The following is a 13,873-nucleotide window of genomic DNA, read 5'->3' as shown; positions in this document are numbered from 1 at the left end:
TCCTGCGGCTGCTTTATGTTACTATGAAGGCTGTAACGAATTCCATCTGCAGAAGGAGTCTGATCCGCTTGCACACACCACCCCTTACTAACCACGACTCTCAGGACATCGAGGTCTACGATACAACCGAGCTATATGGCGAGACCGGACGGTTCCGGGTTCTGCAATTCTCAGGGGAAGCTGTTCAGGGCGCACTGGATCTGGACCATCCGCGCCGGGTGATCTTCGAGTATCCCCGGGCGATGATCCATCTGATGGAGGCGGGTAATCCTTATTTCGAGCATGTCTTCCTGATCGGACACGGGATTGGTACGATAGCCGGTTATTTCGCCGAGAAGCAGTTTACTGTGGCTGAGGTGAACGCGAAGGTGGTGGAATACAGCAGAACCCGCTTTGGCTACACGCAGGATAACGTCCTGATCGGTGACGGCCGCAGTCTGCTGGAAGCCGCGCCGGACCAGGGCCATGACTACATCCTGGTCGACGCCTTCACCGCTGCCGGGACGCCGCCCCACTTCACCACACTGGAGTTCTTCCGCCTTACCCGTGCCAAGCTGAACGGACACGGCCAGATCATCATGAATCTGATGGGCCGCAGCGGCAATGACCGCTTAATCAGTGCCATCCATACAACACTCTGTGAAGTGTATCCATATACCAGAACTTTCGTGCTTCCGGGAGAGGGCAAGGCTGATCTCTGCAATATCCTCATGACCGCCAGCGCCCGGTCGATCCCCTGCCAGTCCCGCCACATGGCCGGCTTCAGCGAGATCACACCAGGGCTGGGTCATGTGATCCGTGACCGGTAATGACGCAGGTATCCAGATCCAATATATTCTCCAAATTCAGCAAATGAATAAACTGGCGGTTGTCTTTATAGACGCCATCCAGCACTTCCGGGTTCTGGAGAATGTGATCCGGCGCCTCATCCATATGCTCTCTTGCCAGCAGCTGCACCGCCGACACCTGATCCACCCACACCCCTACCTCCTGTCCCGACACCTCACAGATCAGAATCCGGGAACCGGCTGTCTGTTCACCACTGTCCATTTCGAGCTTAGGACGTATATCATAGACCGGGAACAGTAGTCCGCGCAGATTAATCATCCCCAGGACATGAGCCGGGGCGGACACCAGCGAATGAATCTCGGGAACCGGTACAATCTCCTTCATTTGACGGATCGGAATCCCGAAATCCAGCTTCTCCAGCTTGAAGGTGATATATTTCTCGCTCTGACTATCCTGATTCCCTGCCATAACCATGTTCTCTTGCAGCAGTGTATCGTGGGACGAGCCGGTCTCTCTTGCAATTGAACCTATATCCAGGATATGGGCCACACGGCCGTCGCCAAGTATGGTTGAGCCTGCGATATAAGGAACGCTGCCTATGTAGCTTCCCAGTGACTTGATGACAATCTCCTGATTGCCGATCGTCTCATCTACCACCAGGCAGACCCGTTTATCCGCGAAGCCGACAATGACTACGAACAGCCGGCCGTCTGCCGTATGCTCCTCTTCCTCCACTTGCAGCATACGGTGCAGACGGACAAGCGGAAGCACCTGATCGCGGAATTGACAGACCTCCTGTCCCTGAATGGTAACAATATCCTCCGCCTTCATTCTGAATATTTCAATGACATTAATTAGCGGAATGGCAAAGGTGCTGCTCCCCAGCTTCACCAGCAGGGAGCGGATGATGGCAAGGGTCAACGGGACCTTGATCGTGAATACACTCCCCTGATTAGGAGCCGTCTCAATATCTATGATGCCATTTAATTTCTCTATATGTGCTTTGACAATATCCATGCCCACTCCGCGGCCGGATAAATCAGTGACCGTACGGGCTGTAGAGATGCCCGAGCGGAAAATCAGCATCACCAGCTCCTTATCCGTCATACGCTTCACTTCTTCGGCGGTGACAAAGCCTCTACGCACAGCAGCTTCTTTGACCTTGCCGGTATCAATGCCCCTGCCGTCATCGGATATCGTAATCACGATCATGTTTCCTTGATGGCTTGCGCGCAGAGTAATGGTCCCTTTCCGCAGCTTGCCCGAAGCTGCACGTTCTTCCGGCGACTCCAGCCCATGGTCCACCGCGTTACGCAGAATATGAATCAGAGGATCGCTGATCTCCTCAATCAGGCTGCGGTCCAGCTCGGTCTCATTGCCCTCAATGATGAATTCGATCTCCTTGCCCGACTTCTGCGCCAAATCCCGGATCATCCGGGGGAAGCGGCCGAACAGATGCTCCATCGGCAGCATCCGGGTCTTCATCATCCCCTCCTGAAGATCGCTGATGACCATATTCAAGTGTCCTGCGATATCATTAAGCAGATGAACATCACTGTTGCTCTTGAACTGCTCGCTTAATCGGGAACGGACACTGTGCAGCCTGGTATTATCTATAATCAGCTCTCCTACCAGATTCAGCAGCCCCTCCAGCCGCTCCACATCCACACGGACAGTCTGGGCCGTATAGCCGCTATTTTTTTGCGCCTCTTTTCCTGCGGTGAAGGTGTCGAGGTTCGCTTTCGTAATAGGATCTGTATGTATAATTTCAATCTGCGAGATTTCCTGCAGACTGGCCATAATATCCTGCCGGGATTGCTGTGTTAGCAGAATATACGCGATGGTACCGGAGAACTGCGCCTCCCTCTCGATCCATTCCAGTTCCGGGTAGGTAGCAACAACCACTCCCTTCTCCAGCAGCTTGGCCTCTACAAGCTTCGCGCGGACATATTTCATCGGCTCCTCAGCAGCCAGTTGAATATGAACCGCTATAGCCATAGAGCCTTGATCTATGGCCGCCTGGATCTGCTCTTTGCGGATATCATCGAAGATAATATCTGGCGCAGCCCCCGCTCCTCCCTGCGGAAGCCCCTCTGTAACAGGCACGGGGGACTCGGCCGCTGTCTTCCGCACCTCTTTTAACCGGCGCAATAGCTCTGAGGTGTCCCCCTCCACCAATGTACCGCTCAGAATGGATTGACGAAGCTCCTTAATGAAATCTACGCAGTCAAAGAGAATGTTCAATAATTCGGAGGTTACAGCAAGCTGTCTGCCCCTGAGCAGCTCAAACACACTCTCCATCTGATGTGTCAGCCGGTTAAGCTGCTTGAATCCCATGACTGCGGATGAGCCCTTAAGTGTATGTGCGACCCGGAAGATCCTCTGAATAATGTCATTCTGATACCCTTTGCTCTCCAGCATGAGCAGGGCCTCATCCAAATACCGCAGTTGCTCGTCCATTTCATCCAGAAAAACGCCCAAGTACATCATATTATGAAACTCGTTCATCTGTTCTCCTCTCCTCCTTCATGCATTAGCCTTCACCCTTCACTTAGCAGACGCCCAATGTTCAGAATGCTGATCAGCTCCTCAGGACATTTTCCGATTCCGTCCATGTACTGCACTCCCTGCATTTCATGAGCTTCCGGAGGAGGCTCCACCTGCTGGAAGGAAGCCACCTTCTCTACGGAATCCACCATAATGCCTATGGCCTCCTGCCGATAATGCACCACAATGATCCTAGAGCGGGTATCCGGTGGAGATTCTGCAAGTCCAAACCGCCTGCACAGACTGATCACCGGTATAATTTTACCGCGTAAATTAATAACGCCCTTAATAAAAGACTTGCTGTTAGGCACAGATGTGACAGGCTCCATCTTGATAATCTCGTTAATCTCCCGGATATCGATGGCCAGCTTCTCCTGTACCAGCCGGAATATGATGTACTGCTCCGTTCGCGCAGCCAGCATAACTACTCCCCCCTCTACAATCTGAACACCGAGACAGAGCTATTCAGTTCATCCGCCAAGGAGGCAAGCATTTGTGAAGAGGAGGCTGTCTCTTCTGCTGCTGCTGCGGATTCCTGACTTCCGGCCGCTATAGACTCAATCGAGAGCAGCACCTCGTTCGTCTGCGCCGCCTGTTCCTCACAGGCCGCAGCGATACCTGTAATCTGCTGGGTAGTTTCATTGATACGGGTAACGATTCCGTCGATCAGCCGCTCTGTCCGCTCGGACAGGGCCGATACGTCACTAACAGCCTGTACACTCAGAACCGTGTTCTTCTGCATCACCCTGATGATCAGGGCAATCTGTTTGGTGGCCTCACTGCTCCGTTCAGCCAGCTTGCGGACCTCATCGGCGACAACGGCAAACCCCCGTCCCTGCTCACCGGCACGCGCTGCCTCAATCGCTGCATTGAGCGCCAGCAGATTGGTCTGCTCAGCAATCTCATCGATCACTTCGATAATTTCGCCGATCTTCTGGGAATCCTGCTCAAGCAGCTCCATCTTCTCCGACAAATTGCTCATGCCGAGGCCGGATTCTCTTACCGCAGTGCTTCCCTCCTCAGCGCCCTGACGTGTCAGCAGGGATAGCTCCGATGCCTGCTCGGCATTCTTCGCAACCTCATCGATGCCCCGGGTCAGATCCTGAACCAGCTGATTGATATTTTGCGCCGCCTGAGCCTGGGATTGGCTGCCGCTGGCAATTTCTTCTGTCGTTGCCGATATTTCCTCAGAGGAAGCCGCGACACTTTGTGCCGCTTCGACAGTCCCGCCAATCAGCTTGCGCAGGCTGGCAATCATCTCATTGGCTGCTGCGGCCAGCCGGCCGAACTCATCCCGGTTCTTGACCGCAACCTCCTCCCTGAGATCACCGCCTGCCATGCGGACCATCGCAGCGAGCAGCTTGGATACCGGGCCGACAATGCCCTGCGAGATCACGACTCCAAGCACAATGGCTGCAATTGCCGCAATGCTGGAGATGATCAGGATCATCAGTCTTCCGGAATTATAACTGGCAACCGTGGAGTCAATCCGGTCATCTGCGCCTTGAATTACATTACTGACGGCCAGATCGGCGGTATCCTGAGCCTTCTGCAGATCAGGCAATGCGTCGATTAAGACGCCGTAAGCCTGCGTATTCTGATCTTTATCCAGCAGTTCATGGACTTTGGGTACGGATTGGTTATAGTTATCCACGCTCTGCTTAATGCTCTCTAACGCAGCCCGTTGATCCGCATTCAGTGCCAGCTCTCCATAGACCTTCATGCGGTCAGCAATCTTGTCCTGATCCGCTTTAATAACTGCCTGAATCTCCTCCTTCACCGCATCATCGGTTTCGAGGATAAGCTTGAACAAGTCACCGCGCAGCTTGTACAGTTCCGTCCGAATCTCGGCAACATTGACAAGCGCAGGAAAGTTGTAGCTCTGCATCTGTAAAGAGTTATTGTTCATGCCCGCCATTTTCATAATCGATAGCCCGCTGATAAATATAAGCAACGCTACAATAACCAGAAAGCCTCCCAACAATTTGGTGCGGATGTTTAGTTTCAAATGAAGCACTCCTCAATATGTATTTTGTCGAGCCTACAAAGCTTCTACTATTATGTATAACGTATGGCCTCTGCGCCTATCGTCACTGGTTCCTAAGTTTCGACATAATCTTCCTGTTTTCTACAGGCCTTCTTTCCTTTATCAAGTGGAAACGGCTTTGCCGTCCTTTTAAAGGACGGTACCTTTTCAGCAAGAAATAGAAGGATAATGTATAGCATGAAACCTATAAATTCTTATATTTGCACAAAAAAAGCAATGTACGCTTACACCCTGCGTAATCATTGCTTTTATAGAGAATCTTTTTTGCCTGTAGCCTGATACATTTGCGAGATGGCCTGTGATCTGCTATGCACACCAAGCTTCTCGTAGATTTTGGTGATGTGATTCTTGACAGTATGCGTACTGATAAACAGCTTCTCCGCAATTTGTTTGTTATTAAGGCCGGTCAGCAGACCATCCAGGATATCTTTTTCCCGGGTAGTAAAACGTTCGCCTCCTTCTTGCTGCGCTGCAACCGGCGGAGGAGCTATCAGTTGTTCAAAAGACCGCATAAGCGGCTCGGGTACGGGTATAGGAAGTGTTTCCTTCCATTGCCTGCCGCCCTGCTCCGTGTACTTCGTAAGCACAAGCAAGACCTTCGCCAAGTATAGATGGGAACTTTCTCCTACATCCTCTTCCCCGGCAGAATCCGACAGGTAAAACTGCATATGGCACAAAATGCATACCGCCGGGATGTCACCCAAATATTTGCGGAGCAGCCCTATATGATATGGAGCAAGGAGCGCGGCCTGGCCGATCCATTCGATCTCTTCCGCTGAATGATTTAGCGGCCCCAGCAAGTCCTGTGCAAGCCTTCGGATATCCGCAGCTCTGCTATGTACTACCGGCTGCTGCATCAGCAGATTATCCTGGAGCAGACGCATGAAGTCAGTCCCGGAGGGCGTGTCCTGAGGCTGCTGTGCAAGCAGCTTGGTCACTAGCAGCACATTGGTCATATGAAAAATCGTTTCATATTCCCGCCGCTGCCCCTCATCACTGAACTGGACCGTGAATAACCCCAGCAGCCTTTGTTCAAATACCATAGGATGCTCTACCAGCTGCCAGCTCTTCCATTCCCGCCGGATCGGCTTGTTCAGGAGGTTGAACCCCGGTATCCCGTCAGAGAAATAGATCTGCTCAGCATCCTCTGCGTAGACGGTGTACAGTTCACCCGGAGCGGAAGAAGAAGAATAGATCCTCAGTCCGGCTTCCTCAGGCGTATGTAATAACAAGCACATGAACGGACTGCCTAGCTGCTGCTGGAAAAACTCGATAAACAGCTGCAGGTAATCCTCCTTATCCTGAGTAACCAGAATCCCTTGGACAATTTCTTTATAGGTATCATGCCTCTTCCTTTGACGGTCATACAGCGCTTCGCTCTCCATATGATACATGGAAGCAGCGAGCTGATGGGCCACCAGCATGCCCATATCCGCCTGCTCCTCCGTCAGCTCCGGGCGGGCCGGATCTCCGGCATACAATAATCCGTAGAGCTTGTCCTTGTATTTGATGGGATAGCAAATTAACACCTTCGGCCTTACCCCATGCGCAGCAAAAAAAGAAATTCGCAGATCACGGTCAGCATTCCTCCAATACCCCATTTGCTTGGAGAGCCCCACCTGCCCCAAAAATCCTTCTCCATAAAAAAAAGAAGCCCCCTGCAGGGAGTTATTCTTAGGCAATCCGGTTGTCTCCACCACCGTGAATTGATCCCCGTCTTCAGCATTACTGGCATAGCCTGCGAATTCTACTCCAAGAACACGTACTACAATGCCAAGTATTCCTTGCAGCCACTCGGGGCTTGCCGGGTCCAGCAGATAGATCAGATTCAAAAGCTGCAGGTCGTAAGCAGAATATTCTCCCCCCTGCTCCCGTTCAAGCAGAGCCTGCACCGTATCAGCCAGCATATCCAATTGAGTAATGATCCTGGCCACGCCCTCCTGATCCAGGACCGGTACCTTATCCAACGCCTGAATCCAGTCCGCCCATTCCCCGGGGGGAACGGTTTCATGAATCTTCGCGGTAATCAGATCCTTCGTACAACCATCCACCCAGACGCCTGTTAGAATATAATAGGGCCTTTGTTTACTGAGCCTGATGGAGGTAATCAGCATTTTCAGCCCAGAGCGGGTTTCATAAACTATGGTTTTCGATATCGTTCTGACCTTTTTCAGCAGGTTTGCAATTGCATGTTCAGCGGATGCACAAGGAGAACCGAACAACAGAGCTGCCATCTTGGTTAAGCCTGATGGTTCTGTTATCCGTTGGTCCGCTTGATCGGTAATAATAATTGTCAATCCGCATAAGGATGCGTATGCGTCTTGCAAAGACTGCAGATTTTGGCGGAGCCTGTTCTTCATTTCTTATTCCTCGCTTTCCCCTCCAAAAAAATTCGCCATAGACTTACTGATTCCCTGCTTTTAAACCCTTTTATTCTACAAACGTAGCATTATAGTCCAAGAATCTTAGTGAAAAAATGCGCATATGCGAAAATTCATGACAGCTTTTTCCTACAAAAAAAGAGCTATCCCAAGCCAATTTCAAGGCATTTGGGACAGCTCAGGACAAGCCAAAACATAGTTAAGTTTGATTCTTTGACTGTATAATACAAGTTAGGGATATGATTAAAATGACCCAAAAATGGTATTGTTCTTTTGAGAGTGAAATACAGTACTATCAGCCAATCAGGCATGATCCCTCCTCCTTTATCTTCCTCATGGGTTACATAGCGGAACACTTCTGCAATTTACCTTATCAAATAATCGGGCAATTTCAAAAGCAAGAATCAGCGAGGGGCTATAACGGTTCCCTTCAATAGAAGAAGATGGTCATTCTGCTTATATCCAATTTCTTTGCAACCTCGTCCTGTGTCCATCGCTTCTCACAGCACGCAGAATATGAATATTGTTAACAAGCCTTCCCTTCTTCTTCATCCAAATCCCTCCTGCTTAAATCGTAATATGTATTGATCATAATGTAAAATATTTCTATTAAAATGATCGATATAGTTGGCTTTATGTCATATGCAAACAAACAAAACTACTCTAACGGTTGAAGGATGCTGATGCCTCTCTCACCTGCCGCTTGTAAGGAGCAGCATTGTTGCACATCTTGCAGGATTTCTTCATAAATGTTACTGGCTGAAGTGTAATGTTGCATTATTTGTACAATTTTCGGTATTTAGAGCAAGTTAGCGCTGAATTTGTTGCATTTCTGGCAGGATTTCAGTATATACCGCTTTTATGGAGGTAGTATTGTTGCACTTCTTGCAGGATTTCTATAAATGTTACTGGCTGTGGAGCATGGGGGCCCCATGCTTCATCGCAACACCCATTATGTTCGGTTTTCCGCATACATTCTTGACCCACGTGCCTTCGCCCAGCCATAAGAGGCAGCTTCTCTCCCCCGCACCAAAAAACACCGGCGCTCAAGTTCGAGCGCCGGTGCCATATATCCCCTGACTAAGCAGACGCTTAGCCCTTACCCCTTACTGCACAGCAGCTCATCTGCTCAGCTGTTCCAGAATCTGCGGGTCCTTGATCTTCGTATCATCGGCCAGCAGCACGACCTTGGAGAGTACCTCCGCTGTGCGCGGGTCCTCGTCCAGGAACGGCAGGAACAGCCGGCCCCGGTGCTGCGAATGCACCGGGATAATCGACAGGGCGCCTGCGGCCTGCTTGTACGCCTGACCGCTGCCCAGATGCACTGCATACTCGCCCAGCGTACCGTCTATACGCGCATAATTGCCATCCAGCCGGACGTTCCCAATCTTCAGCAGACGCAGCGACTCGCTGACGATCACCCGGCGCATCTCTACAGTCGTCAGGCTCGCTTCCGGATCGACGCCGCCGACATGGGCCACGCTGACGACAAGATCCACATCCCGCATAACCTCCGAGAACAACATGGGCGGCACCTGATCCAGCGGCACGCCCTTGTACGTCTTCCGGTCGAAGAACTGCACCGTCTCCAGTGTCGGCGCCTCAGTGTCCGCCGGCGAGAACCAGTCCGCCATGGCATAGAGCCGGACGATCAGGTTCTCGGCATAGAACACCTTCTGCAGCCCTTCCTCATAGCTGACCGTCCACTGCCGCCCCTTCAGGAGGGCGACCGTCTTGCTCGGCTGCACCTGATGGCCCGCATAACGGCGGGACAACACGCCATGGGCCAGTTCATCCTCATTCGGCAGATACAGCTCGCGGAAGACCTGCTTGAACGGCTGGCGGAGCTGACGGTCGAACAGATCCTTCTGATACAGGCTCCATTGTCCACTGCGGTATAGATCCAGCGGATGGGCAATCCGCAGCGCCGTCTCCCCGCTCAGTGCCGTAGATTCGCCCGCAGGACTGACCAGTGCCCCCTGATCCGCATCGTAATACCCCAGAGCATCGCCGCTCATCAGCACCAGCTTGCTAATCAGCGGAGCCAGCACCGGGTTCCGGCTCAGCCCGGCAACCTCTGCCGGTGTGAAGCTGCTGCCGGACTCCATCGACCGCTCCAGCTCGGCCCGGGCGCGCCGGAATTGTCCGGTTAGCTCACTCTTGGCCTCCTTCAACGCCTCGATCCACTCATGCTTCTTGAAGCGTGCAGGTACCGACTTCAGCGCCTTTCCCTTGCTGGTGACTACATAATCGCTTTGCCCTTCTTCATTGATACTAAGCGAGACGAAGGTCTCTTCGTCCAGCTCATAAGGCTCGAAGTACGCAGCATAATCGTCCAGCTTGCGCGCCTCCATATCCCAGATCAGGCGGGTGACATCGGCATATCCGGCATTGCGAGCCAGGTTGCCCAGGGCAATCTGGGCAGCCTGGCCTTCGCTGGCACGGCGCTGTGCGCCGAATTTCTTACTCTCGGCCAGGAAGCGCTGGATGAACTCATAACGCATGCGGATATCCTGTTCGCGGTCTTCTCCCAGCGGAATCAGGCTATAGCTGAGCAGATGATCCTTGCCCCGCTTCTGCTCTACAGACTGCTTCATCTCTTCCAGGTTCAGCTTGCCGAGCGTGGCGTCGGCGAACAGCTGGGAACGGCGGTGGTTCGCACCGGCGGAGATATACTTCGCACAGTCATAGAGCAGCTCGAACCGCTCTTGTCCAATCTCCTTATAGGCTGACTGGAACCAGTTCACATCGAAGGCGCCGTCGTTGAACTCCTGCGGCGTGATCGGCGAGTAATGCGCCACCACCGTCTCCTTTTCGGCCGAGAAGCTCTCGTTAATGTGGGCATGGAAGTACCAGGCGGCACTGCGCAGCCCTTCCCAGCCAAGGTACTCGGCAATAATCTCGATCCACTGCGGGGCGTACATAGCGGCTTCCAGCAGCTTTTGATCAGTGAGCTTGTATTCCTGCAGCAAGGCCTTCAGCCGCTCCGCATTATCGCCCTCGCGCGGATAACATACCTTAAGCAGATGGCTGAAGGATTCCTTCTTCGTAATATTGTTGCCGTACCCGTACACGTAGCCGCGCACGAAGGTATCCTTATTCAGCCCGGACAGGATGCGGATACAGTACTCCAGCCCCTCGATCCGTTGCAGCCCCATCGTCATGCCGGTCACCTCGGTCGGCAGATCGCCGCGCCCCAGCTCAATGGCCAGCAGACGGTCAATAATCCGTGCACGCAGCGCAACCATCTGCGGACTGTCTTCAATCCAATCGTACCTGCGCGAGCTGATCCAGCTCATATGGTTGCGTGCATCCGTACTCAGCAGCAGTTCCTTAAGCAGCGTCTCTTCGCCAATGATTCCATCGTTGAAGGCCTGGACATAATGCTTCAGCCCGATAATGCTGGACCGTTCTCCGTCCCCGCTGATGCCCTCGAATCTGTAGCAGGTACGGAACATCTCCTTGAACTCCTCTGTTCCGTCCCACAGCTTCTGCACCATATCGATCCACGGATCTGCCAACACAGACAGGAAAGGCCAGTCAACGGCAAGCTTCTCCTCCGGGAACGCGGCCAGCAGCGCATTCACCGCACCATCGGCAAGACGGAAGCCCTCAGGGCTCTTATGGTCCGCGCGGAACGCATCCAGCAGCGACTCCACCTGCCATCTGTACTTCAGCTTGTCCACCAGCTTCATCACAGCCTCGGTCTGCTCCAGCGGGTAGATCTTAGCTGCGAACTCCTTACGCCAGCCGGACAGCAGCTTCTGCTTGCTGAGTTCGTTATCATCGATCCCTAAGGTATCGTAGCCGTCATAGTTCTCCAGGGTCTCATCCAGCTCCTCCAGGCTGATATAGAAGTTCAGCTCTATCAGATCCCGGGCGCTCCAGCCGCTCTTATCCCAATATTCAGCCCATACCTCATGCAGCGGGTACTGCTCAAGGGCGGATTTGACGGTCTCCTCATCGTTAATTAAGTACCCCTGCAGCGGTCTGAGGTTGGTCCCGATCAGCAGCGTATCCTTGTATCCGCTGTAGTATTCAACTTCATACTCCACATCGCGGTGCTTGTGGATCGTGTTGTCCAGTCCCTTAAGGAACGTATTGATCTGCTCCAAGGACAGCTTGAACACCTGATCCCAGGCGAACCCGTCAAGCACCGGCCCCTGCGTCAGCCACTTCTCAGACTGCTTGGGATCGAACATGCCGAAGCCGTTCGCCTTCGTGTACTCGTTCTTCCGGCTCAGCCTGGCGATCAGCTCGCGCTCCTGGTCGGAAGGCTTCTCCAGCGCCTCCGCCAGCGGACGTACCGCTTCAAAGAGTACCTGACGCTCCTCATCCTGGAACAGCACCGTCATAATCTCCAGTCCCGCCTGCCGCTGCAGGGCATTCTTGCCCTGCACCAGTCTGCGGACGGAGTCATTCAGCGCTTCATCCGGCTGATTCAGCAGCATCCGGGTCACGCTCTGCCGAAGCGTACCCGTCTTGAGCTTCAGCAGCCCTTCGGCCATCAGCAGCTCATCCTCTGCCAGCGTCAGCTCCTGCGCCAGGTCCAGCGCCAGTTCCCGGTTCTTTATGCTCTTGTCAGAGAGGCTGGCGAAGATGAATTCGCGCTGTACGGTATCCTCCGTATGCTGCACGAAGTAATTCAGCAGCTCCCCCCGTATGTCCGTGCTGAGCTTGTCCTTCAGCGCCAGCAATTCATTGACCCAGGCCGGGTCCATATCATAGGAGATCAGATAGAGCATCTTCTGGACCGGCAGATCACGGGTGTAGCTGACCTGCAGGAAATCCAGCACCTTGGAGGTGCCGGTCAGCTCCCGGCTGTCCGGGTTCAGGAAGATGTGCTTCAGCAGACCGAAGTCGCGCTGCCGCTCGCTTTTATCCTCAAGCTGCGGGCTGGTTACGACCTCGATCTTCGGCCCATTATCCTTCGGCCCTCTCCACATCCGGTTATACTCATAATTATAGTTCGTCAGAATCCAGTACAGCAGCTCCGGCTCTTGCTCGCTCAGATACTTCCGGGCGCTGCTCAGGCGCACCTCCCGGTTCTGGCTGCCCGAGAGTACATACTGGGCTACGATTTTCTGGTAGGACTGGCCCTGTTCCATCAGGATATCCACCTTGCCAATCAGCTCATTCTCCGCATAGACTGCCGTCGCCCACAAGCTCAGGTAGACATGGTTGGCATTCTCGCTGGTCAGCCATTCCTCACGCAGCGCTTCATCTGTCAGCACCTGATAAGCTCCTTCAATCAACTGCTTCGCCACCCGCTGGTTCTGGGCTTCCAATCCCATGCCCGTCCATACGCCCAGGGCACGCACAACCGAGCTGTAGCGCACGAGATCATTATCCAGAATCACCTTAAGCATATAGAGATTGTTCTCTATTGTTCCCTCATCCATTGTCTCCATAATGGACTGCCGCAGTCCCTCCTGCAGCCGGGCAGCGAGCAGCAGCTCGCCAATCATCTGAACAGCAGCCTGGTTATGGCTGAGGAATGCACCTTTTATCATATTGCGGCTGAGCATTGCCCCCTGGTTGTCCCCGTACACCGCATCCTTAAGCAGCTTCTCCATTCCGCTGCCGCTGCGGTCCAGCTCATAGGCTATTACATCGGGAACGGCAATATCCACACGGTAGGATGTACTGTAATCCTTTTCATGATTCCCCTGCAGATACTCCGGCAGCGAGAATTCAATCAGCTCCATATAGATCAGAGCATTGATTTTGCGGAGGATCTGCATCCGGTGCGCCTGAACCTCCCGGGTCCGGAACGGCCGGCGCAGATACCCTATGGAATAAGGGTACTCCACTGCATGATTAACTATGTACCTTGTAAGATCAACAGTATGTGCGCTGTACAGCTGCTGCATGACCCCAATCAGTGGCCCCCAGTATCCGGTAAAATCAGCCTGAGCCGCCGCAGCGCGATCATCCATGATAACAAGGAAGCGGTCCAGCGAATCTTCCCCTTCATGAAGGTAGCGGTTCTTGCTGAACTCCGCGAGCAGGCCTGCCAGTTCCGCGCCTTCCCCCTTCAGCCCCTTGGCTTTGTTCTCAACATCCGCGTACCACTGAGTCTCCCACTCTTCATTTCCGATCTTCATCC

At 53.1% G+C, this 13,873-nt stretch carries 6 protein-coding genes and 1 pseudogene; 1 reads left to right on the top strand and 6 read right to left on the bottom strand.

All coding sequences use genetic code 11. From position 1 onward, the window contains the following. Nucleotides 1-68: 68 nt before the first annotated feature. Entirely contained in the window at nt 69-809 is a 741-nt protein-coding gene (locus tag NYE24_RS24925; RefSeq protein WP_342476939.1) for a fused MFS/spermidine synthase, read from the top strand. On the opposite strand, the gene NYE24_RS24920 is transcribed toward NYE24_RS24925, so the two are convergent. The 6 genes and pseudogenes from NYE24_RS24920 to NYE24_RS24895 all read right to left on the bottom strand — a co-directional run bounded on the left by NYE24_RS24920 (nt 772) and on the right by NYE24_RS24895 (nt 13,871). Beyond that, nucleotides 772-3,297 carry a chemotaxis protein CheA gene (locus tag NYE24_RS24920; protein WP_342476938.1) on the bottom strand — a complete coding sequence of 842 codons (2,526 nt, stop codon included), beginning with the start codon at nt 3,295-3,297 and terminating at the stop codon, nt 772-774. The two genes, NYE24_RS24925 and NYE24_RS24920, sit on opposite strands and share 38 nt — an antisense overlap. Before the next feature lie 32 nt (nt 3,298-3,329). Then, complete coding sequence (locus NYE24_RS24915) at nt 3,330-3,758, bottom strand: chemotaxis protein CheW (RefSeq protein ID WP_342476937.1); 429 nt, start codon at nt 3,756-3,758, stop codon at nt 3,330-3,332. 14 nt (nt 3,759-3,772) lie between these two features. After that, entirely contained in the window at nt 3,773-5,344 is a 1,572-nt protein-coding gene (locus NYE24_RS24910; RefSeq protein ID WP_076161815.1) for a methyl-accepting chemotaxis protein, read from the bottom strand. Nucleotides 5,345-5,631: 287 nt separating this feature from the next. Next, a complete protein-coding gene (locus NYE24_RS24905) occupies nt 5,632-7,743 on the bottom strand; it encodes a LuxR C-terminal-related transcriptional regulator (protein ID WP_342476936.1) in 2,112 nt (703 codons plus the stop codon). Between the two features lie 365 nt (nt 7,744-8,108). Further along, a pseudogene (locus NYE24_RS24900) lies at nt 8,109-8,316 on the bottom strand (helix-turn-helix transcriptional regulator); the annotation flags it as partial. 569 nt (nt 8,317-8,885) lie between these two features. Beyond that, complete coding sequence (locus NYE24_RS24895) at nt 8,886-13,871, bottom strand: DUF4132 domain-containing protein (RefSeq protein ID WP_342476935.1); 4,986 nt, start codon at nt 13,869-13,871, stop codon at nt 8,886-8,888. Between the last annotated feature and the right edge of the window lie 2 nt (nt 13,872-13,873).

This window comes from Paenibacillus sp. FSL H7-0350, from assembly GCF_038593195.1.
Taxonomy (GTDB): domain Bacteria; phylum Bacillota; class Bacilli; order Paenibacillales; family Paenibacillaceae; genus Paenibacillus_AQ.
The sequence above is the reverse complement of the archived record's forward strand: the minus strand, read 5'-3'. Positions and strand labels throughout refer to the sequence as shown.